The organism is Aureibaculum koreense (genome assembly GCF_034296135.1).
Classification (GTDB): Bacteria; Bacteroidota; Bacteroidia; order Flavobacteriales; family Flavobacteriaceae; genus Aureibaculum.
Genome location: NZ_JAXKVV010000012.1, coordinates 51,717 through 73,471, shown reverse-complemented (window position 1 = coordinate 73,471; position 21,755 = coordinate 51,717). Strand labels below are relative to the sequence as shown.

General features: G+C 31.5%; 21 protein-coding genes. 9 read left to right on the top strand and 12 right to left on the bottom strand.

Annotation, left to right across the window (positions count from 1 at the left end; genetic code table 11):
* Nucleotides 1-97 precede the first annotated feature (97 nt).
* Both UMM65_RS11545 and UMM65_RS11540 read left to right on the top strand, forming a co-directional pair.
* Nucleotides 98-463, top strand: a complete 366-nt coding sequence (locus UMM65_RS11545) for a BlaI/MecI/CopY family transcriptional regulator (RefSeq protein WP_321976710.1) — start codon at nt 98-100, stop codon at nt 461-463.
* A gap of 2 nt (nt 464-465) precedes the next feature.
* Complete coding sequence (locus UMM65_RS11540) at nt 466-3,063, top strand: M56 family metallopeptidase (protein ID WP_321976709.1); 2,598 nt, start codon at nt 466-468, stop codon at nt 3,061-3,063.
* Nucleotides 3,064-3,157: 94 nt separating this feature from the next.
* Here UMM65_RS11540 and UMM65_RS11535 read toward each other — a convergent pair whose 3' ends face one another.
* From UMM65_RS11535 to UMM65_RS11500, 8 genes are all read right to left on the bottom strand, one after another.
* Nucleotides 3,158-3,736 carry a PhnA domain-containing protein gene (locus UMM65_RS11535; RefSeq protein WP_321976708.1) on the bottom strand — a complete coding sequence of 193 codons (579 nt, stop codon included), beginning with the start codon at nt 3,734-3,736 and terminating at the stop codon, nt 3,158-3,160.
* 198 nt (nt 3,737-3,934) lie between these two features.
* Nucleotides 3,935-4,285, bottom strand: a complete 351-nt coding sequence (locus UMM65_RS11530) for an MmcQ/YjbR family DNA-binding protein (RefSeq protein ID WP_321976706.1) — start codon at nt 4,283-4,285, stop codon at nt 3,935-3,937.
* A 9-nt stretch (nt 4,286-4,294) separates the two neighbouring features.
* Nucleotides 4,295-5,032 (bottom strand): cyclase family protein, encoded by a 738-nt coding sequence (locus UMM65_RS11525; protein ID WP_321976705.1) that lies wholly within the window; start codon nt 5,030-5,032, stop codon nt 4,295-4,297.
* A 96-nt stretch (nt 5,033-5,128) separates the two neighbouring features.
* Nucleotides 5,129-6,253 carry a radical SAM family heme chaperone HemW gene (gene hemW / locus UMM65_RS11520; RefSeq protein WP_321976704.1) on the bottom strand — a complete coding sequence of 375 codons (1,125 nt, stop codon included), beginning with the start codon at nt 6,251-6,253 and terminating at the stop codon, nt 5,129-5,131.
* A 1-nt stretch (nt 6,254) separates the two neighbouring features.
* Entirely contained in the window at nt 6,255-7,277 is a 1,023-nt protein-coding gene (locus tag UMM65_RS11515; RefSeq protein ID WP_321976703.1) for a hypothetical protein, read from the bottom strand.
* Nucleotides 7,278-7,306: 29 nt separating this feature from the next.
* Nucleotides 7,307-8,404, bottom strand: coding sequence for a KAP family P-loop NTPase fold protein (locus UMM65_RS11510; RefSeq protein ID WP_321976702.1), 1,098 nt, complete (start codon nt 8,402-8,404; stop codon nt 7,307-7,309).
* Nucleotides 8,405-8,418: 14 nt separating this feature from the next.
* On the bottom strand, nt 8,419-8,970 hold the full coding sequence (gene ruvC / locus UMM65_RS11505) for a crossover junction endodeoxyribonuclease RuvC (RefSeq protein WP_321976701.1): 552 nt from the start codon (nt 8,968-8,970) through the stop codon (nt 8,419-8,421).
* Nucleotides 8,971-9,036: 66 nt separating this feature from the next.
* Nucleotides 9,037-9,954, bottom strand: coding sequence for an endonuclease/exonuclease/phosphatase family protein (locus tag UMM65_RS11500; RefSeq protein WP_321976700.1), 918 nt, complete (start codon nt 9,952-9,954; stop codon nt 9,037-9,039).
* A gap of 57 nt (nt 9,955-10,011) precedes the next feature.
* Here UMM65_RS11500 and UMM65_RS11495 point away from each other — a divergent pair, with 57 nt between their 5' ends.
* From UMM65_RS11495 to UMM65_RS11485, 3 genes are read left to right on the top strand one after another with little or no spacing between them, the layout of a single operon-like run.
* Nucleotides 10,012-10,965 carry a lysylphosphatidylglycerol synthase domain-containing protein gene (locus UMM65_RS11495; protein ID WP_321976699.1) on the top strand — a complete coding sequence of 318 codons (954 nt, stop codon included), beginning with the start codon at nt 10,012-10,014 and terminating at the stop codon, nt 10,963-10,965.
* Nucleotides 10,962-12,089: a glycosyltransferase family 2 protein gene (locus tag UMM65_RS11490; RefSeq protein WP_321976698.1), complete on the top strand. Its 1,128-nt coding sequence runs from the start codon at nt 10,962-10,964 to the stop codon at nt 12,087-12,089. Before UMM65_RS11495 ends, UMM65_RS11490 begins: the two co-directional genes overlap by 4 nt.
* 3 nt (nt 12,090-12,092) lie before the next feature.
* A complete protein-coding gene (locus tag UMM65_RS11485; protein ID WP_321976697.1) occupies nt 12,093-12,833 on the top strand; it encodes a Bax inhibitor-1/YccA family protein in 741 nt (246 codons plus the stop codon).
* A 112-nt stretch (nt 12,834-12,945) separates the two neighbouring features.
* On the opposite strand, the gene UMM65_RS11480 is transcribed toward UMM65_RS11485, so the two are convergent.
* The 4 genes from UMM65_RS11480 to UMM65_RS11465 are packed head-to-tail and all read right to left on the bottom strand — an operon-like array spanning nt 12,946 to nt 16,519.
* Nucleotides 12,946-13,428 (bottom strand): hypothetical protein, encoded by a 483-nt coding sequence (locus UMM65_RS11480; RefSeq protein WP_321976696.1) that lies wholly within the window; start codon nt 13,426-13,428, stop codon nt 12,946-12,948.
* Between the two features lie 46 nt (nt 13,429-13,474).
* Complete coding sequence (locus UMM65_RS11475; RefSeq protein WP_321976695.1) at nt 13,475-14,725, bottom strand: tetratricopeptide repeat protein; 1,251 nt, start codon at nt 14,723-14,725, stop codon at nt 13,475-13,477.
* Nucleotides 14,726-14,737: 12 nt separating this feature from the next.
* Nucleotides 14,738-16,144, bottom strand: a complete 1,407-nt coding sequence (locus UMM65_RS11470) for a M56 family metallopeptidase (protein WP_321976694.1) — start codon at nt 16,142-16,144, stop codon at nt 14,738-14,740.
* Between the two features lie 6 nt (nt 16,145-16,150).
* Nucleotides 16,151-16,519: a BlaI/MecI/CopY family transcriptional regulator gene (locus tag UMM65_RS11465; RefSeq protein WP_321976693.1), complete on the bottom strand. Its 369-nt coding sequence runs from the start codon at nt 16,517-16,519 to the stop codon at nt 16,151-16,153.
* A gap of 134 nt (nt 16,520-16,653) precedes the next feature.
* On the opposite strand from UMM65_RS11465, the gene UMM65_RS11460 reads away from it, so the two are divergent.
* The 4 genes from UMM65_RS11460 to UMM65_RS11445 all read left to right on the top strand — a co-directional run bounded on the left by UMM65_RS11460 (nt 16,654) and on the right by UMM65_RS11445 (nt 21,543).
* Entirely contained in the window at nt 16,654-17,157 is a 504-nt protein-coding gene (locus UMM65_RS11460; protein ID WP_321976692.1) for a DUF456 domain-containing protein, read from the top strand.
* A 448-nt stretch (nt 17,158-17,605) separates the two neighbouring features.
* Nucleotides 17,606-18,976 (top strand): aldehyde dehydrogenase, encoded by a 1,371-nt coding sequence (locus tag UMM65_RS11455; protein WP_321976691.1) that lies wholly within the window; start codon nt 17,606-17,608, stop codon nt 18,974-18,976.
* Between the two features lie 229 nt (nt 18,977-19,205).
* Nucleotides 19,206-20,816 carry a tetratricopeptide repeat-containing sensor histidine kinase gene (locus tag UMM65_RS11450; protein WP_321976689.1) on the top strand — a complete coding sequence of 537 codons (1,611 nt, stop codon included), beginning with the start codon at nt 19,206-19,208 and terminating at the stop codon, nt 20,814-20,816.
* Entirely contained in the window at nt 20,809-21,543 is a 735-nt protein-coding gene (locus tag UMM65_RS11445) for a LytR/AlgR family response regulator transcription factor (RefSeq protein WP_321976688.1), read from the top strand. Before UMM65_RS11450 ends, UMM65_RS11445 begins: the two co-directional genes overlap by 8 nt.
* Nucleotides 21,544-21,755 lie beyond the last annotated feature (212 nt).

Sequence of the window (21,755 nt, the reverse complement as noted above, 5' to 3'; positions counted from 1 at the left end):
GGAAAACTTCAATGGAATTCAAAACACTTTACAAAATAATTTGCAGATTAAAATTTTTATTCTACATTTGTAGAGTTAATTCTAAATATGTAGAGCAATGACCTTATCAAAAACCGAAGAACAATTAATGCAATACCTCTGGAAGCTTGAAAAAGCTTTTATGAAAGATTTGTTAGAGATCTATCCCGAACCAAAACCTGCCACAACAACTATTGCCACTTTGCTGAAGCGTATGATAGGTAAAGGTTTTGTAGCATATAAATTGTACGGAAACGCAAGGGAATATTACCCTTTGGTAAAGAAGAAAGATTATTTTTCTAAGCGTGTAAACGGATTGATTAAAACATTTTTTAACGATTCCGCTTCGCAATTTGCTTCGTTTTTTACTGAAGAAACAAATTTGACCAAAGAAGAATTGGAAGATTTAAAAAAGCTTATAGACAAACAAATTAAAGAAAAATAATCATGTTAGCTTATTTATTAAAATCGGGAGTTTGTTTGGCAGTATTTTACTTCTTCTACAAACTATTATTGGAAAAAGAACCCATCCATATTTTTAAAAGGATTTATTTATTGGGTGGATTGATAATGGCATTTACCATTCCGTTAGTCACTTTTACTACAATTGTGGAAGTTGAACCCGTTGTATTTGCACCAAGTACCTATTCAGCAATCGACTTTGATCCATTACCACTACAAGAAACAGAAGCGACACCAATAAATTATTTGCCCATTATATTATGGACGATTTATGGCTTCGGTGTGCTACTTTTTGGATTAAAATTCTTGTTCAACCTCTTTCAAATTAATACTAAAATCCGAAAAAACACCAAGCAAAAAGCAAACCGATTTACACACGTATTGTTAGAAAATTTAATTACACCACACACCTTTTTTAGCTATATATTTTTAAACAAGCAGCGGTATTTGCAACATCAAATTCCACAAGAAGTATTTTGGCATGAAGAAACACATGCCAAGCAAAAGCACAGTTTAGATGTTGTTTTTGCTGAGTTATTACAAGTGGTATTTTGGTTTAACCCGTTACTCTATTTTATTAAAAAAGATATAAAACTGAACCATGAATTTTTAGCGGACAGAGCAGTACTCAATAAAGGTGTTTCGCTTACGGCATACCAAGAAATATTGTTGGCTTTTTCAACTAACTCAACCGAGCCTACATTAGCCAATGCCTTGAATTATTCATCCATTAAAAAAAGATTTACCATTATGAAAACAAAAACATCAAAAAAAGCAGTTTGGATCAAAAGCTTGATTTTGCTGCCCCTAGTTGTAGTATTAATTTATGGTTTTAGTAAAAAAGTCACTATTGAAAAAGTTTTTGAACCATTAACTACATCAGAGAATTTAGATATTGTAAAAGATGAGATTAGGATTTATATTAATGAGAATAAAGAAGTTACCATTGACAATAGACCCATTGCTTTTAATGCAATTTCGACTGAATTAATAAAAATATCTAAAGAAACAGCAACCGATGATCTTAAAATTTTTGTTGAAGTAGAAGGGCACTTAAGCCAACAATTGTTTAGTGAATTGGAAAAAGAATTATCAAAGTCCCACCTTCCAATTTATCAGATTAAGGCAACTTCATTATCAATTGATGAAAAAGTTGAAGATGCATTCTTCACAGGTACTTCATTCACAGCAGATAGTTTAGTTTTAAATTTAAAAAATGGAGAGAAAGTTGTTGGGATTTCAAAACCTGAAAAAGAACAGCAGGACGAAGCCACTCAACAGGATTTAAAAATTCCCAATATCTCAATTAACATCAATAAAAACAAAGAGATTTTAATAAATGGCGAAAATTATGCAACCATAAAAACAGTTAAAAAAGAGGTTGAGCGAATTATTAAAAATTATACCCCAAACCAAATCTCAAAAATTAAAATTATCATTGAAGCCGATGAATCTATAAAAATGGGCTTTATTACTGATGTAAAAATAGAACTTCGCAAAGCTGGTATTAGAGGAAGAATACTCAATAAAATACATTCGGAAAATAAGAAGCATGAGAATGAAACTGTTTCCCAAAAAGAACTATCAAAGCTAGTGCAAGAATATAATAAATTAGTTGCCAAAAGAAATGCAAACAAAAACAATGGAAATTCAAAAAATTTAGACAGTCAATTAAAATCTCTAGAAAATCAAATTAATAAGGAGCTAATAAATACTGATAAAAAACATCAAGACAAGGCAACAAAAGAGCAAGTTGCTGAATATAATAAGTTGGCTAAGCATTATAATAATATGCCTAAAAATAATATGGTTGTAAAATTAAAAGATGTAGAACGGCTTAACTTTATTTACAATAAAATGACGTTAAAACAAAAGGAAAATGCCGAACCTTTTCCTAATTTTCCACCTCCTCCGCCACCAGTAAAAAATAGAGAGGAAGAAATTATTGAAGTACCAGTCAAGAATCCTCCGCCTCCGCCAGTTCCTGAAGATTCTACCCCAGAAGAAAAAGCTGAAAGACTTAAGGCAATTCAAAAATATGCCAAAGAAAATCCGGATAAAGTTTACAAACATAAAGATACAACTGGAAATGTTGTAGAAATTGTTGAAATGCCAGTAGAGGAAAGTCATAAACTTCCTCCTCCACCACCAACATTAAATCAGAATACGATAGAAAAAGGTTCAAAAAAACTACAAGAAGCATTTAAAAAATTCTCTAATACCGCCAAGATATATGGTAATTCTGTGAGAGAATATAGATCTACAAAAAAAGGTCTAAAAAACATAGAAAATCAATATAAAAAGGTCATGGAGCTCCATCAAGTTTATGAAAAACTGGCAACAGCAGAAGGCGTTTTGCCAACTCCGCCACCTCCGCCCCCAGCACCACCAAACCCAACTGATCATATGATTGAAATGGCAAAACAAGGAGCATTGTTTTATTATGAGGATAAAAAAATAACATCAGACAAGGCAATAGAACTCACTAAGAAAAATAAAAGTATTAATATTCAGGTGTTAGGCAATGGTTCAAGTAAACCAATAGTTAAATTATCTAAGAAGCCAATTACTGTTGACGACTAACCCCTCCGCCTATTTTGTTTTCTGATAAAATTTAAAATAGCAACTGGGCACCTCCCCTTGAAAAAAGGGGAGGAACTATTATTCTTTGATTAATCTATAACTTCTTAACAAACTTGGTGATAATTACAATTTGCTGTCCATCTACTTTGCCTTCAATATATTCGGCATTTTCATGATCTAAGGAAATTCGTCTAACTGCTGTACCTTGTTTGGCAACCATACTAGAACCTTTCACTTTTAAGTCTTTTATCAGAACCACAGAATCACCTGCTTCTAAAATTACACCATTAACATCTCTATGTACAATGGCGTTTGATTTATCCAAATGCTCACCAGAGGCTCTTGCAAAAGCTAAGGCTTCATCATCCAGGTACATCATATCTAACAGATCTTGTGGCCAGCCTTCTGAACGTAATCTTTGTAACATTCGCCAAGAGAGAATTTGTACAGGTTGATGTTCGATCCACATACTATCATTTAAACATCGCCAATGGTTTGGATCCATTTTATCGGCATCTTCAATTTGTTCAAGACAGGTGTTGCAAACCAATACTGCTTGGTCAACAGTTTCATTTAAGGCAGGTGGCAGTTTATAGACTGTTAAGTTTTCTCTAGATTTACACATTTCGCAAGTGGAATTGCTTCTTTCTTCTAAGGCCGTTTGTATGCTCATTGGTTGGTTTTTAATTTTCTGTTTACGGTTATTGGGTTGTATGATTATTTAATTGTCATTCAGAACAAAGCAATAGAATGTTTAAACACTAATGCAGTTTAAAGTGAAGTGAAGAGTCTCAGAATCACAACAACGGATTTAACAGATTCCTCGTACCTCGGAATGACACAAAATTGCCGATTTCATTACCTATTAATTTTAAAGCGTCTCTCTAAGTTTTTTAGGCAAACCAGCCACAACAAGATCATACGAATGGTCAATAAGTTCCAATAGTAACTTTTTAGGTAATCGACTGTCAAAAATAATGGTATTCCAAAGCCTTTTGCTCATGTGGTATCCAGGAATGATAATTCCATCATATTCTTCACGAAGCTCAATAGCTCTTTCAGGGTCACATTTTAAATTTACTTGCGTAGGTTTCCTGTTTAACCCTGTTAAGGCAAACATCTTTCCGTGTACTTTAAACACCAAAGTAGATTCATCAAACGGAAAATCTTCAGTAGTTGCTTTTTTACCCAAACAATATTCTCGAAATTCTTCTATATTCATTTTTATTTCTTAATTCAGAACCTCATATAAAATTGGTTTACTTGGTGAAGCGTTGTTCTCAAAAGGAGCAATCTGGATGTTTATAAAATATTTACCATCTTTAATGTTGTTTGGTACAAAAATCATCTCCGTTATGGTGGCATTTTTTCTGACTTTACCTTTTGTGTTCCAAAAAGCATTGTGTGCCAGCATTTTGCCTCCATCTTTTTCTCTATCTATCGAAGGTAGATCAATCAACAAATGTTCAATTCCTTTTTCCTTTAGGTGTTCCACAGCCTCCTCCAATAAATAAGGCGGATTTGTTTTGGAATAGTTTCTTTTGAGTTTATCTTTAGTATTTGGCAAAGTCCTGATAATAATGGCTTCACGTTTTTTATTGCCCAGTACAAATTGCATTTGTTTTTTAGAAATAACAAAGTCGCCATCAATTTTTTCTGGAGCTACAGAAACTACTTCTGCCAAGAAAAAGAATTGCTTTAAGGTTTTGTTTACAGAAATAAATTCGTGTGTGATATGCCCAACACACTCCGTGTGAGTTCCGTGTGCGTGCGGTTTAAAATAAATGGAATTAAAATTAATAGAATGCTTTTTTTTGACACTCCTCATTTTTTTTAAGCGGGGGCTTTTCTGGCTCCAAGCTAGGGCTCCCACATTGTCTCGTGTTAAAAGTAGTGGAATGGAAATGTCAATTGGTTCTGATAAGTTTATCTTTAATTTTTGTGATCCGTATTGAATGGTGGTTAGCATATTTTGTTAGAAATTTTAATATGCCAAATATAAGGATTAAAAAAATAGTTTATGAGTTTACAAAAGGTTTATGAGTTTAGAAAATAAACCCTTCAACTAAATTATAAACAAATCACTAGCTATACCATCTACCAAAAACTTGCCTTTTTTAGTGGTAATTAATTTTTTGTCATTTGTAATCTCAAGAGTACCTTTTCGGATAAACTTTTCAGCATTTTTTAAAAGAACATCTTTAAACTCAATGCCAAAATCTTTTTCAATTTTGATTAACGAAACACCCCAAATTGTTCTCAGCCCCGTCATCACATTTTCATTAAACCTATCTTTATCGGATAAAACTTCTGTTTCTTTCGGAACCTTATTTTCTTGAATTGACTTGATATATTTTACATTATTGGAAACATTCCAACTTCTTTCTACTCCATTAAAAGAATGAGCTGAAGGACCTATGCCCAAATACGATTTACCCAACCAATAGGCCGTATTGTGCTTTGAGAAATAATTAGGTTTTCCGAAATTGGAAATTTCGTAATGGACAAATCCCTGTTTTTCAGTTTGTTCAACTAAAATATTAAAGTGTTCTAATGCTAATTCTTCCGAAACATCGGGATATTTTCCTTGTTGGATAAAATTAGATAACGCTGTTTTCGGCTCAACAGTCAACGCATAACTTGAAATATGATTGATACCAAAATCAAAAACGGTTTGTAGATTTTCCGACCAATGCTCTTTGGACATGTTGGGGATTCCGTAAATCAAATCGACCGTAATATTATCAAAATATCTTGTAGCTTCATCCAAACATTTTTTGGCTTGTTCTGAATTGTGTGAACGATTCATTACCTGTAAATCCTCATCAAAAAAAGATTGTATTCCGATGCTTAATCGATTGATGGGTGAAATAGTCAGTTCTTGTATTTTTTCAGAAGTTAAGTCATCTGGGTTAGCTTCTAACGTAATTTCTGGATTCTCAATCACATTGTAATTTTTATAAATTGTATTTATTAAAAATTGTAATTCCCTTCTCGTTAATAAAGAGGGAGTTCCACCGCCAAAATAAATAGTTTCAATAGGTTCTTTAAGCTCGTTTTTAAGCAAAATCAGTTCCTTTGCCAAGGCCTGAATCATTTCTTCTTTTCGTTTTAAGGAAGTCGAAAAATGGAAGTCGCAATAATGGCAAGCTTGTTTGCAAAATGGGATATGGAGATAAATTCCAGACAATTTATTGTAGGTTATTATCCTTCTTATACCAATAAATGAACTGTTCTACACTCTCCTCAATTGTTGTTTTATTTTCCATCTCAAACTTGTACTCATTTAATTTAACCCTGCTAATTATCTCAGAATTAAGCTCACCTATTTTGTTAAAAATAAAATCCAAACTGAACAATTCTTTCATCAAAAAGTATGATTTTTCTTCAATACCAACGAAATATGAGTGGTCATAAATAGTAGCAAAATTTCTAATTAAAAGCTTAATTGCTGACTCATCCTTTAAAGATTTACTTATAAAAGTATCAAAGTCTTTAGGTTCATTCTCTTTCCATAGCTTCATTATTATTCTATTAGAATACTTGTAAGGATCCAAAAAGAATGGAGATTTACTATCACCTTTTACTTTTTCTAGCATAAGTTTATTAAGTCTTTGCTTTACTGGAGGATAATTTGTGATTTTTCTAGCAAAATACCACAACATATTAGCACCTAAGTTTTTACCAAAACTAATTATTAAATCCGAATGACCATCCTTATCACCTATATAGTTATACAAGATGTTAAGTCTAATAGCCATAATATCTATTAGTCTCAATCTATAATCCATCCCATAAATATTCTTTTCTGATTCAGGAATAATATCCAAATTATTAATTATGAATTTGAAGAAATAATTCCTTCTGTCTTCGGGTTCAATTACACTTACCAAGTTTTCAATTTTATAAAAAATTTTATGTTTTTTATATTTTTCTTTATTGAATAATTCTATAATATATTCTCTTAATTCTCTACTATTTTTATTTTTAATATATTTTTCTAACAAATAAACTTCAGCCTTGGGAATTTTTCTATTGAGATGATATGAAAAATATTTTTCATAGTGCTCAACAATATTTGCCCTTAATTCATTGTCTCTATTGGCAAACCCAATTAATTCATTTCTATTAGGAAACAGCCTTTCAATTATTTCCCGCGAATTGGTATGTTTTTTCAACATAACCCTTGTGCCATTCTCTTCATGTTCAAACATTGGCAAATCATTAAAATCAACAATTTTATTTAAAATAAATTCTCCCTGTGCATTATAATTCTTGAGAACTTGAGAATATTATAACATTTCTCATTTTTTATTTTTATATATTCAAGCCAAAACAAATCGGACAAATGAACATCATCTCCAATAGCAAATGCACTGATAAAAAAACTATTTATTACTCTAAGTATTTCTCTAGGAGATTTAAAATAATTATATCTAAAATTTTCTGCAATTTCACTAAATTCTAATTCTTTTCTCTCGTTATCAATAAAAGTTAAACTTCTCTTTGTCTCTTTTAATTTAAATTCAAAGAATAATTTCAAATCTTCTTTCTCTATCCTTGGAAGTAGTAAAGGTATATTGATAATTTTTTCTAGAAAAGAAAAACCATCTTTTGAATCCTCTCCATATCTCTTACTAATCGCTTTTGACACTTGCTCACTATCCAATGTAATAATGTAAATAAAATCTCTAAAATTAGCATTGAGCTTGATTAACTTCAATATAGAATAAATCTCATCTTTATCAAGTCTATCCAAATCATCGATAAAGACTACAACTTTATAATTTGCTTTTTCTAAGGCTTCATTAACTTTTTCTTTGAGTATGTCGAGGGTAAGTTCATCCCCTTTTAGGTCTTCACCTAATGCTTCAAAAAATAGTCCTGGCTCAAATTTTACTTTATTCTTATTAATTAATGGAATACTAAAAGATGATGAAAGTTTTATTGATTTAAGGTATCTACTAAAATTTACAACAGTCTCTCCAACCTTTTTTAAATTCTTTTCTTTTTTTAAAAACATTAATTTTGATAGTCCATCATAAAAATCAAAGGACATTTCATCCTCATTGGAATATCTCCAAGGGTTAAAGTGGTATTTTAAAATACCTTTTTTCTTATTTACGGAACTAAAAGCATCTAATTTATGTTCGATTAAGTTTAAAAAAGAGGTTTTACCCTCTCCCCATTTTCCATAAATCCCAATTGTTATAGGGTTTGGATTGTTAGCATTACGTTGAATTATAAACTTCACTTTTTCAGCATAATGTCGAAAATTGAATAAATCTTCTTCAGGTTTTTCTATTGCAGAATCACCTAAAACATGAACATTATTATCCATTTTTTGATTGTCTTTTAAATTATTTTCTTCGGATTATTTTTCACAAACGCTCCCCAGCCAGAATAACTTTTGTCTCCAACTACTTTACCATCATTATAAAAATGACAAACAGCCGCCGCCAAACCATCGGTAGAGTCTAAATTTTTAGGTAATTCTTTCAATTGCAATACACTTTGCAACATTTTGGCAACTTGTTCTTTACTGGCATTTCCATTGCCAGTAATGGCCATTTTTATTTTCTTTGGCGAATATTCTGTTATTGGAATTTGGCGTGATAATCCTGCTGCCATAGCAACACCCTGAGCACGACCTAATTTTAACATACTCTGTACATTTTTACCAAAAAAAGGTGCTTCAATGGCAATTTCGTCCGGGTGATGACTATCAATTAATTCAATGGTACGTTCAAAAATAAGTTTGAGTTTAACGTAATGATCGTCGTATTTTTTGAGTTGTAATTCGTTCAACTGCATAAACTGCATTTGTTTATTGACCACTTTTATCAATCCAAAACCCATAATGGTGGTTCCAGGGTCTATACCCAATATGATTTTTTCTGAATTCAAATTTTATGTTGACTTTGCTTACAAAGCTAAACAATTCTACTTTGTCAAAATTCTTATTAAACTGATTTATCGAAGTTCAAATGTAGTGACCACTATACCGTGATCTGATGGGTAAATAATTTCCTTACCATTTAATAGTAAAGATTCATTAAAAAAGGTATTGTAGGATTCTGATTTTATGGCTCTTAACTTCGGGCTTTTATAAAAAATATAATCTATTCTGTGTTCATCTTTTTTACCCTTACTATCCCAAGTAATTCCTGGGTGAGTTAAAGGGTTCGGATTTACTTCTCGATAAGAATCTACCAAACCTATTTCTTCTAATACTTTGGTGGAATACCAAGGCACAACTAAATTATTGTGAATTTCTGCGGTTTCTTCTCCCCAATCTAAATGAGATGGCGTATTCATATCTCCACCAAAAATCATTGGGATAGAATCACCTCTTGCAGCATATTTCTTAATCGTAGGTAATACCTTTTGAATCATTTTATATTTCGTACCTGTCCGCTCCCAGTCCAATAACTCTTTTACAGTTTTTCCCATTTTTTCAGGTTCGTCATGCCAAGGTAAATAATGGAACCAATTTGAAAAAACGTTTATTTTTTGACCTTTGATAATTACTTCCCTACCACCTAGATAAAAAGGAAATTCGGTATCTATTCTTTCCCCAAAAGGGAACTTAGAAAATACAGACAAGTTTACACTTTTGTCGTCCAGTGCTGTTCCTTCAGGAGCAATCAAATGAAAGTTATATTTCAAGGAGTCGGCTATCATTTTTCCCGAACCGTAAGTTTCTACCATTAAAATAATATCAGGATCAATTTCATTAATAATCTTTAGGGCATTTTGCGGACCGTTTTTAATATCATTGGCACCATGCAGAATATTCCATGCCATCACTTTAAAAGTGGTGGGTTGTTTCTGAGCTTTACAATTCATCATAAACATGAAAAAAGCCATTAGAATTGTGTATGCTTTCATTCTATTTGTATTTCAATTTTCAAATAATAGCTTTACTTTGCACTAAAATACAACGCGTTGCCAAACAAAACTAAACAATTCTTTTTTTTTCTGATTAAACTAGCCATAGTTGTTGGGGCATTTTATTTTATATACAATAAAACCATACATAATGAACAACTCAGCTTTACCGATTTTTTCAGTCGGTTAGAGAAAAGTATTTTTGAAAGTTATAAGACCATTTTTATCTTGATAGGATTTACCATTTTAAATTGGTTTTTTGAAGTTTTAAAATGGAAAACATTGGTTTCCAGTATTAAAAATATATCTTTTTTTGATGCTTTTCGGCAAAGTTTAGGCTCTCTTACCGCATCATTATTCACACCTAATAGAATTGGTGAATATGGTGCAAAAGCCATCTATTTTAAAAAAGGGAATAGACGAAAAATAATGCTACTCAACTTAATAGGAAACATGAGCCAAATGGCTGTTACAGTAGTTTTGGGGCTGATTGGATTAATTTATGTCCTATCTAATTTTCAATTAGATGTTGATTTTTATCGCTTTAGAAAAGCTGGATATATTATCGCCATTATTATACTTATCCTTATCGGCGGAAGTATAAAAGGCTTTAAAAAAATTAGGGGCTTTTATATCGATAAAATAATTCGTTTTGTAAAAAAAATGCCGACTAGTCTGCATCTAAAAATAGTGTTACTTTCTTTTTTGAGATATATCATTTTTTCGCATCAGTTTTATTTTTTATTGATGGTTTTTGGGGTAGAAATTAATTATTTAACTTCTATTTGTTTAATAACATCTATGTATTTTCTAGCCTCAATTGTGCCTAGTTTGGCATTACTAGATTGGTTAGTAAAAGGTTCAGTAGCTATATGGATATTTAGTTTGGTTGGTGTTAATGAACTAATAATTGTAACCATATCATTGTTGATGTGGATTTTAAATTTTGGAATTCCAGCCGTTGTGGGAAGTTATTTTGTTTTAAATTTCAACTTTTCTCAACAAAAATGATATTAGTCTCAACTATCATATTAACTATTTACACACTGCTAATCTTATGGTTGATTATTGGATTTGACAAGGTTAAGCCATTCGAAAAAAAAGTAGAAACTCCAAAAAACAAATTTTCTATTATTATCCCCTTTCGGAATGAAGAAAACAACTTGATTGAATTACTTAACAGTCTTTCTTTACTAAATTACCCAAATGATTTTTTTGAAATTTTTATGGTAGATGACGATTCTGAGGATAATTCAGTGGAAGTTATTGGGCATTTTAAAACGAGACGTCCTAATTTACCCATCCAAATTTTAAAAAATCAAAGAAAGTCTGGTTCACCAAAAAAAGATGCTATTGAAACCGCTATCCAAAAAGCAAAATTTGATTGGATTATTACCACAGATGCAGATTGTGTTGTCCCTAAAAATTGGCTACAAACTTTTGATACTTTTATAATAAATTATCAACCAAAATTAATCGCGGCACCTGTAACTTATGCCATTGGGAATTCTTTTTTGGAACAATTTCAATTGTTTGATTTTTTAAGCCTACAAGCAGCAACTATTGGTGGGTTTGGCATCAATAAACCTTTTTTATGTAATGGTGCTAACCTGTGTTATGAGAAATCAGCTTTTGTTGAGGTTAATGGTTTTGAAGGTAATGCTCAAATTGCCAGCGGTGACGATATTTTTTTACTCGAAAAAATGAAGAACAAGTTTCCTGAAAAAGTTCATTTTTTAAAATCAAAAGAAGTTATTGTTTTTACCAAACCTCAACCCACATTTTCAAGTTTGATTTCACAAAGAGTGCGTTGGGCAGCTAAAACCTCTTCTTTAAAAGGTAGTCTTGTTAAATTTATAGGAATTATTGTTTTTTTATTGAATTCACTGTTGGTATCAGCTCTTTTCTTAGTTTTATTAGGTTATTTCAATTTACAGTTTCTACTTATTCTTTTTGGAATTAAATTAATAATAGATTTCGTTTTATTGATGAAATCATATAAACTTTTTGGACATTCATTCCATTTTACTAAGTATTTTGTCAGCAGTTTATGCTATCCTTTTTTTAGTATGTTTGTTGTAATACTATCTTTTAAAAAAGGATATCAATGGAAAAACAGGACTTTTAAAAAATAATCAATGGCATACTCAAATTACAATACTTCAAACCCTGTTTTTAGCCGATACATTTGGAAATACAACCGAACTTCAAAATCAAAAATGACCTTAAACGGAATTTTTATAAAATCACTTTTTTCTATTGTATTAGTAGGTTTAACTACTTGGTATGTTTGGGATTTGGTAAACCAAGGACAAGATGTTCAATATTACACTTATGGTGGAATGGCAGCTGCGGTTGTATTTAGTATTATCACATCATACAAAAAAAAATGGTCATCCGTTACCACCCCACTTTATGCTTTGTCAAAAGGATTGTTTTTAGGCGGAATTTCGGCATATGCCGAAGCACGTTTTGAAGGAATGCCCACACGTGCCGTTAGCGTTACCATACTCACCTTTTTTATAATGTTACTACTCTATAAGGCAAAGATTGTAGTAGTTACCAAAAGGTTTAGAAGTGTTATAATTACCGCCATTATTACCATAATGAGCATCTATATTATTAGTTGGATATTAAACTTTTTTGGTATTGCCACACCATATATTTGGGGAACTTCCTGGTATGCCATTGGATTTAATATTATTGCAGCAATTGTAGCTTCATTTTCTTTAATGCTCGATTTTGATTTTATTGACAGAAAGCTCTATAAAACTCCCAAATATTACGAATGGGTTGCCACTTGGGGCTTGTTGGTTACGCTCATCTGGTTATATGTAGAAGTATTACGGTTGATGAAAAAGTTAGCGATACGGTTTTAAAAAAGGTTTGAGGTAGGAGGTCCGAAGGGAACAATTTGTCCATGTCAAAATAAGAAACACTGCTTCAATTTATAAGATTCTTCGCTTCGCTCTGAATGACAGAACACAAAATTCAAATCGTCTTTACTTCAACTGCCATTCTATATTGAGATTTTACAAAAATACCCCGTGTTACTGCGGGTTCTATAGGAGGTAAACGATCTATACTCCGTTTTAAGATTTTTTGAAAATCGGGAATTTGTTCGTTAATAATAGTTGTTGAATTTACATTTACTAAACTTGCCCTGCCCGTATTGTCAATCAAAATATCGATCCACGCAGTATCATTCACAGCTTTTTTAACCTTAATATCTTCTTGGCTCAATGATTCAGTCAGTTTCTGGGGCAACATTTTATAAAAACACTCTTTTTGATTGTCGTTTTCCGCAAAATTTTTACAATCAGGAAAAATGGGATAAGTGTCAACCTTGGTAAAATCAATTATAGTATCGGAAACTTCAAAATTACTTTTCGACGCAGCGTTATTTGACGAAAAATACTCGCAGGAAGTACAAAAAAGAATAAAAAAAAGAAAACTGAGGGTTCGCCTTAACATTGTTGGATCTAAAACAACGAAAGTACAATTTTTTGATAAAACAAACCTATTCCTCGTCCGTTCCTTTCATAAAAAGTTCTTTTTTAATCTCTTTAATACGAGATTTTGCGTAAAGTGTTGACTTTTCATCGTAAGTGGAAAATTTATCCACGTATTTTACATAGTGCTTTAAAGCAATTTTCTGATCCTTATAAAAACCATCTGAGAGCATGGCAATTTGAAACAAAAGTTGGTAATTTCTGGGATTGTTTTCAAATCCTTTCTGAAAAGATTCTATGGCCTTCTTAACTTCATTTTGTTCTAATTGCACTTTCCCCAGTTCAAAATAATTTTTGTCCACATCGGGTTTCTGAAATGCAATGGACATATAAAAACTCATTTCAGCTTTTTTGTATTCTTTCATAGCTGCATGCACCAACCCAATATTGAATAAAGTGCCAGTATCTTGAAAATCTGCTTTTACCACTTTATTAAAATACAAAAGAGCATTTTCGTAATCTTCTAACTTAAAATAGCTTAACCCAAATAATTTATTTACAAAAGGTGTTTTAAAATTTTGAGCTTCTAATTTTTTTAGATACATAAGCGTACTATCATATTCTTTTTCTAAAAACTCATTTTGTGCTTTCAGTTGTAAAAAGTTTAGATTATTAGAGTTGATTGCCAAACCCCTATCAATAAACAATTTTGAGGAATCTCTCACTTTGATCTTATTAAAGAATTTAGCCAATTGATAAATACTTTTAACGTGAGCGGTATCCAAGCGGTAAGCCTCTAAATAATATTTTGAGGGATCCTTTTTAATTTTTTCATAGGCTTCACCCAACTCGTAATGGAAATTTGGGTTTGTAGGGTCTTTTTCTATCAAACCGCTGAACAAATCAATAGCCTTAACTATTTTTCTGTTAGCCGCATATAATTTTGCCAAATTGTATTGCAACAATAAATTATCTGGATTGTCTTTTAAAACCTCACTTTGTAATTCCATTGCTTTTTCAGAATTGCCCACATATTGATAGCATTTTCCTAACTGTTCTTTTATTTTATCGGACGGTTTCAAAGTGTAAACCTTATTATAATATTGTATAGCATTGGTGTAATTACCAGTTTTCTGATAAATATCCGCTATTTTGATAAGTACCTTGGTAGTTGGTTTATTCTCGGTTTTTAATTTTTGCAAGGCTGCTTGATAATTTCCTTTTTCTAAATAATCATCTGCCACAGCTAAAACCGATGTTTGGGCATCGGTTTTAGCTATAGAAATTAAAAGAAATAGAATAAATAGTTGTTTTTGCATATAAGATGGGTATTATTCTATCAATAATGTAATTGGTAAGGTATATTTTACACCTACCTTTTTACCTTGGTGTTCTCCAGGTATCATTTTTGGCAATTCATTCACTACCCTTATGGCTTCCGCTTCTAAATCTGCATGAGGTCCACGAGATTTAATGTCCGTAATATTACCTTCTTTATCAATTTTAAACACCACATAAACTTTCTTTTTACCAGGTTCCAAACCTAAGGTTTTGGCCAAGTCAACGTTAAATTTTCTAGCTACATGTTTTTGAATACTTTCTTGTAAACATTTTTTAGGATCTTCTGCGTTTTCGCAATCCGGGAAAATAGGGGCATTTTCAATTGCGGCAAAAGGAACATCTTCGCCTAAAACTACTTCTGAAACTGGAACCTCAATTATCTCACCTGGTTCTTTTTCATTATCTAACTTCTCTCTTTCAGCTTTCATCGTTTTATACATAATTTCCATTAAGGATTTTTTTTCCTCTTTTGTGAGCCCTTGATTTTCAACCTTGGCGTTTAATTCATTTAGTAGCTCCTGTACGGAAGCATCTCTTGTAATTTCGGCTTCGGACTTTTCACATGAAGTATAAACCAGCATTCCGGCCAATACTGGAACTAAGAGTACATACTTCAGTTTCAATAATTGTTTTGACTTGTTTTTGTTTAACATAATAATACGTTTTTTTAGTAATGATTCTTTGAAAAATGGGTTGATAAATGATATGTTTTGTACACCAAAAGTTTCGGCCAATAAATTGTTGAAATAAGTGGTTTTGTTTTCGGTTTTTATTGCTTTTGAATCGGCAATATATTCGTGTAGTTCTGAGATTCTTGCCTGATAGATATAACTGAAAGGGTTAAACCAAAACACAATTTTTTGGAGTTCAAAAAACAATAGGTCGAGGCTATGGTATTGTTTTACGTGTACCAATTCATGCTCTATAATTTGAGATTTATTATTGCTTTCTTTTCCTAAAAATATATAGTTGAAAAATGAAAACGCTTTGTTGGTTTTTAACCACACTAAATAGTAATTGGAAGCAAGTTCCCTGTCATGCGTATAGATTAATTTGATGATTTTATATAACCGGAAGGCAAATAATATCGTAGTAAAAGCAATGCCTAGCCAAAATAGAATTGTAAGTCCGTTGTAAAACACAGACCACCAATCAAATTGTTTTTCTATTACTGCGGTTGGGTTTAATACCACTTCGGGCAATAGTACCACATATTCTTGTGGAATAATCTCTTGTACCTTATTTATTTTTATGAGCGGAATAATATATGCCAAAACCGAAGTCGACATTAAATAAACCCGGTTCCATTGAAAAAAGGTTTCTCTTTTTAAAAACAGATCGTACACCGCTAAAAACAGTGTTTGGAATAATAGTACTTGGATGATGTAGTCTAACATAATATTCTATTTTTCCGATTGTTTATCGTTAATTTCCTTTAAAATCCCTTCTAGATCTTTTAAATTCACATCATTTTTCTCCACAAAAAACGAAACCATACTTTTAAAAGAGCCCCCAAAATAGCCATCCATTAATTTGTGCAAACTCTGATTGCTATAGGATGATTTTTTTACTAACGGGAAGTATTTATATCCTTTTCCAAAAACTTCATGATCTACGAATTTTTTATCTTCCAATATCCTAACTATGGTGGAAACGGTATTGTACGCAGGTTTTGGTTTGGGCAGTTCGGCTATGATTTCCTTTACGGTGCACAATTCCAGTTGCCACAACACCTGCATAATCTGTTCTTCTGCCTTTGTTAATTGTTTCATTTTTTGAATTTTTATTTAACTAAGTTTATAGTTTTCTAATACAAATATAACTAAATATTTAGTTTAAACTAATTTTTTAGTTAAATATTTTGTAACAAAGTTTTTATATCTTCGTCAGATAAGTAAAAAAATACATGGATATATTTTTATTGATTTTAGGCGGATGCCTAATGCTATTGGGCTTAGTTGGTTCATTTTTACCGATTTTACCAGGGCCATTTACTGGTTGGCTAGGATTATTGGTGTTGCATCTAACCAATGCTATACCAATGAACTGGACGTTTTTGGGTGTAACTTTAGGCGTTGCTCTACTTATTTGGATACTCGATTATATAATCCCCGCCATGGGTACAAAAAAATTCGGTGGCAGTAAGTCAGGTGCTATTGGTACAACCATTGGTTTATTAATAGGCCTATTCTCCCCTATTCCTTTTGGATTTATTATCGGTGCTTTTGTAGGTGCTTTTATTGGTGAAATGATGCACGATAGCAAAGACACCAAACGTGCTATTAAAGCGAGTTTTGGTTCTTTTTTAGGATTTTTATTTTCTACAACAGTAAAATTTTTGGTAAGTATGGTCTTTTTGGTGCTGTTTATTAGCAAGGCCTATGATAACTGGCATCTAATAGTAGCATAAAAAAAACCTCCCATATTGGAAGGCATTAACTCAAATTGGATTAAAATGTTGTTTGTATCTAGTTATCTAGTCTCAATTAATTGGTTTAACTAAAGTACTGTTAATATTTTTGACCTTACCTCTTCTTGAGAGAGGTCGTAATTTCTATTTAGAAATTGCGGGTGAGGTCTCTTCTTTTTCGGTTGATTGTTTGTTGCAAATGTTTCTTTTTAGGGACTTTTAAAAAGTTTACTTTATGTTTCACTTACATTAATAAAACAATTTGCCCGTAAAAGTTCCTACCAACAATATTAATTATTTTTTATTTTTATCTTATATTTCTAATTATCAGTATTTTAAATATTATATATTTTTATAAAAATTAAATTATTCTCTCTATAATCAATGAAATATCCTAACAATATTGGTTAAAATTGGATATATTGTAGCCCTATAGATAGAGAAAAATATGATTCAACAAATTATACGGCAACAAAGGGACTTTTTTAACACACAACAAACCAAAAGTGTTGCCTTCAGAAAGAAATCGTTAAAAAAATTACAAAAAGAAATTGTAGCAAAGGAAAACGACATTTGCGATGCTCTATATGCCGATTTTAAAAAACCGGTTTTTGAAACTTTGGCTGCAGAAACACAATTTGTATTGGCAGAATTAAAATTGACCCTCAAAAAAATGGATGAATGGGCAAGTCGCGAAAGGGTTGCCTCAACATGGATGAATTGGCCGTCTAAAGATTATATTTATAAAGAACCTTACGGAACCGTGCTTATTATTGCTCCATGGAACTATCCTTTTCAATTAATTTTTGCCCCATTAATTGGAGCAATTGCCGCTGGAAACACTGCAGTTGTAAAACCTTCAGAAATTACTCCACATACGGCAAATATTATTTCTGAAATAGTAAGAAATGTTTTTGATCCGACACATGTTGCAGTTGTGACGGGCGGTGTAGAAACATCGCAACAATTATTAGCGGAGAAATGGGATTATATTTTTTTTACCGGAAGCACCAAAGTGGGAAAAATAGTTTATGAAAGTGCCGCCAAACATTTAACTCCAGTTACTTTAGAACTTGGTGGAAAAAACCCTTGTATTGTTGACGAAACAGCTTCTATTTCGTTAGCAGCTAAACGTATAGTTTGGGGAAAATTTTTAAATGCAGGACAGACGTGCATTGCGTCAGACTACATTTTGGTACACAAAAATGTCAAAAATAAATTGACCGAAGCTCTTAAAAAACATATCATAAAATCTTATGGGGAAAACATTGAGGCATCTCCCGATTATGCTCGTACGGTAAGTGAAAAACATTATAAAGATTTAAAAGAATTGTTGAAAGGCGAAGAAATCCTTTTTGGTGGAAAAAGTAATGATGAAGATAACTACCTATCACCTACAATAGTAAACGAACCCAATTTGAATAGCAAGTTAATGGAGGGAGAAATTTTTGGCCCCATATTGCCTATCATTTCGTATGAAAACGAAAATGATATTGACAGGCACATTTCAAATTACGGCAAGCCTTTGGCAACGTATGTATTTTCCAACAAAAAATCGTTTCAGAAGAAAATAATTGAAAATTACAGTTTTGGCGGTGGTGCTATTAATGATACTGTTACACAAATTACCAATAAACGTTTGCCATTTGGAGGGGTTGGTAACAGTGGTGTAGGTTCTTATCATGGTAAACGATCTTTCGACATTTTTTCACATCATAAACCCATCATAAATAAAGCAAACTGGATTGACATACCGCTTCGCTACCCCCCTTATAAATTATCGTTAAAATGGATAAAAAAGATAAAACATCTTTTTTGATTTTAGATTAAAGTTGCTAATAAAATTTATTCTCGTACAGATATGTTTAAAAACCGCACGAATATAGTTTGACTATTTCATATTGATAGTTTTTAGATTATTTTTATGCTTTCGATTTGATTTGATTTTACCTTTAAAAAGCTTTATGGGCAATAAAAAACAGAAATTCTTCTTCATATTTTTTTTCATTATAATACAAATGTTTAGTCAAAATGAAAAAATAAAGAATTTGAATGAGCTTTTTGAGGAAAGAAAATTCCAAGAAATTGTTGACATTTTAAGTGCAGAAGAAGAAGAAAGACAATTGAGTTTCGATGAGTATTTTTATTTGACCAAATCTTATGGGCGAGTTGGAAAATATTCCAACGGTTTAATTTATGCCAACAAAATGGTCGAACTGAGCAATGAAGCCAAAGATACTGCCAAACTGGTAAGGTCGGTAAATCTTGTTGCCGAAAATTTAATAGATCTAAACGATATTAAAAGGGGTATTGCCTATTGCGAAAAAGTTGAACCTCTTTTTAGAAAACAAGATTCATTGGAATTCCAAAAACTGTGTTTTAAGTGGGGCATGCTGTATTACCACGATGAGCAGTTCGAAAAAGCCTACAAGACCTATAATAAAATTACCCATAAAGATTTTAGGAAACTTTCACTCTTTACCAATAACTACGCGTTGACTTTAATGGGTATGAAAAAATGGAACGAGTCTCTTGAATATTTAAAAAAATCAATACAGATAGACCATCATAATGGAAAAAATATAAGTATAAACCTATCTAACATGGGTTCTGTTTATATGAATTTAAAACAATGGAAACAGGCCGAAATCCATTTAGATTCTGCCGTTAAATCTTTAACACAAAATAGCAGTTTGTCTGCCAAAAAGAGTTTGTACGAAAATTATTTCGACCTATTCAGACAACAAAACAAACTAGGCGAAGCAAGGGAAGTTTTAGAGCATATCGCAAAAATAGATAAACAAATTTTTGGCCAAAAAGTAAACGAAAAAATACATGCTTTGGAAACGGCTAGTAATCGCGAAAGCAATCTCACCCAAAAAGTGAAAATTATTGATAATCAGTTAGAAGTATCTCAAAGACAAATGCTTTGGGGCACCATAATTTCACTATTACTAATTATAGGATTATTGACTGCACTTTTCTTTTTTAAATACAGGCATATAAAAGCGGCCCATGAAAATATAATTATTGAACAAAAGTTATTAAGATCGCAAATGACCCCTCATTTTATTTTTAATTCACTTTCTGTTTTACAAGGGATGATCTTAAATAAAGAAGATAAAAAGGCAGTAAGTTATTTGTCTAAATTTTCAAAATTATTACGACTTATCCTTGAAAATTCAAGAGAAAAATTAGTTCCGTTACAAGACGAACTAAATGCAGTTAAGCATTATGTAGATCTGCAAAATATGCGAAATAAACATCAGTTTAAATATAGGTTGACTTTTAATGATGAAATATCTTCTGAACAAATACTTATTCCCCCTATGCTTATTCAGCCTTTTGTGGAAAATGCTATTGAACATGGATTTAAAAAAGACTTTGAAAATGCAGAAATCGATGTAAACATACACTTTAAAAATAATAAACTAACCTGCATTATAACGGATAATGGTGTCGGTATAAATGAAGATAAAATTAAAACAAACGATAATAAAAAATCGTTAGCTACAAAGATTACCACCGAACGCCTAAAAATTATTTCAAAAGAATTTAAAGTAGAATCGGATGTAACGGTTCAAAACAGAAAAGTTTTTAATGAAAAAGGGACTTTGGTAACGTTGATATTACCTTATAAAATTAATAAATATGATTAAAGCATTAATAGTTGAAGACGAACAATATATTAGAAAAGGATTAATTTCCATGGTGCAGAGCCTTGAAAAAGGTATAGATATTACAGGCGAATGCGAATCCGTAAAAGATGCTGTAACTGTTACTAAAGCTTGCAAACCAGATCTTATTTTTTTAGATATAAATTTAACCGATGGTAACGCCTTTGATTTTCTGGACCAGACCGAAGAACTAACGTTTAAGGTTATTTTTATAACTGCTTATGAGCAATATGCTTTACAGGCCATAAAAAATGGAGCGGTTGATTATATTTTAAAACCTGTTGATATTGATGAACTTGAAAATGCCATTGATAAAGCACTGGTTTCGGATGCCGGCACCCAAAAAGAACAATTACAAGTTGTTAAAAACCAACTAATAGATAACAAAAAAACCAAGTTGGTACTTAGGCTTCAAGAGGGGTATCAGGTCATAGAATTTCAATCTTTGGTGTATTGCCAGTCTGATAAAGGTTATACTACATTTTATCTTTCCAATGGCAAATCTTATATTGCTTCCAAACCCATTAAGGAGTTTGAAGGGCTATTACCTGTTAAAAATTTTATACGGACACATCAATCGTATATAGTAAATCTTGATTATATAGATAAATACGACAAAGCGGGATATATTTATTTAAAATCAGGTACTAGAATACCAGTCGCTTCACGTAGAAAAGAAGAATTTGTAGCCAAATTATTGGGGGAATAATACGAATTTTGAGTTATTAGTTCAAAGAATTGTAATTAAACTCATAAGCTGGTTCAAAACTAAAACACAAATTTCCGCTTACTCATCAAATATTCATTCAAACAATGCGAATCTACAATTCTACTTTATATCAACTAATAGTTATCTATTTTTGAAATAGAATTTAAACGCACACAACATGAAACGCAAATTAGACGCTGAGTAAAACTCTT

Excerpts from the sequence above, each read along its gene's own strand:
- UMM65_RS11510 (WP_321976702.1), bottom strand. The coding sequence starts at position 8,404 with ATGGATAATAATGTTCATGTTTTAGGTGATTCTGCAATAGAAAAACCT.
- UMM65_RS11475 (WP_321976695.1), bottom strand. The coding sequence starts at position 14,725 with ATGCAAAAACAACTATTTATTCTATTTCTTTTAATTTCTATAGCTAAA.
- UMM65_RS11445 (WP_321976688.1), top strand. The coding sequence starts at position 20,809 with ATGATTAAAGCATTAATAGTTGAAGACGAACAATATATTAGAAAAGGA.
- UMM65_RS11480 (WP_321976696.1), bottom strand. The coding sequence starts at position 13,428 with ATGTTAAGGCGAACCCTCAGTTTTCTTTTTTTTATTCTTTTTTGTACT.
- UMM65_RS11545 (WP_321976710.1), top strand. The coding sequence starts at position 98 with ATGACCTTATCAAAAACCGAAGAACAATTAATGCAATACCTCTGGAAG.
- UMM65_RS11515 (WP_321976703.1), bottom strand. The coding sequence starts at position 7,277 with ATGTTTGAACATGAAGAGAATGGCACAAGGGTTATGTTGAAAAAACAT.
- UMM65_RS11540 (WP_321976709.1), top strand. The coding sequence starts at position 466 with ATGTTAGCTTATTTATTAAAATCGGGAGTTTGTTTGGCAGTATTTTAC.
- UMM65_RS11460 (WP_321976692.1), top strand. The coding sequence starts at position 16,654 with ATGGATATATTTTTATTGATTTTAGGCGGATGCCTAATGCTATTGGGC.
- UMM65_RS11465 (WP_321976693.1), bottom strand. The coding sequence starts at position 16,519 with ATGAAACAATTAACAAAGGCAGAAGAACAGATTATGCAGGTGTTGTGG.
- UMM65_RS11530 (WP_321976706.1), bottom strand. The coding sequence starts at position 4,285 with ATGAATATAGAAGAATTTCGAGAATATTGTTTGGGTAAAAAAGCAACT.
- UMM65_RS11485 (WP_321976697.1), top strand. The coding sequence starts at position 12,093 with ATGGCATACTCAAATTACAATACTTCAAACCCTGTTTTTAGCCGATAC.
- UMM65_RS11535 (WP_321976708.1), bottom strand. The coding sequence starts at position 3,736 with ATGAGCATACAAACGGCCTTAGAAGAAAGAAGCAATTCCACTTGCGAA.
- UMM65_RS11490 (WP_321976698.1), top strand. The coding sequence starts at position 10,962 with ATGATATTAGTCTCAACTATCATATTAACTATTTACACACTGCTAATC.
- UMM65_RS11525 (WP_321976705.1), bottom strand. The coding sequence starts at position 5,032 with ATGCTAACCACCATTCAATACGGATCACAAAAATTAAAGATAAACTTA.
- UMM65_RS11470 (WP_321976694.1), bottom strand. The coding sequence starts at position 16,144 with ATGTTAGACTACATCATCCAAGTACTATTATTCCAAACACTGTTTTTA.
- UMM65_RS11455 (WP_321976691.1), top strand. The coding sequence starts at position 17,606 with ATGATTCAACAAATTATACGGCAACAAAGGGACTTTTTTAACACACAA.
- UMM65_RS11500 (WP_321976700.1), bottom strand. The coding sequence starts at position 9,954 with ATGAAAGCATACACAATTCTAATGGCTTTTTTCATGTTTATGATGAAT.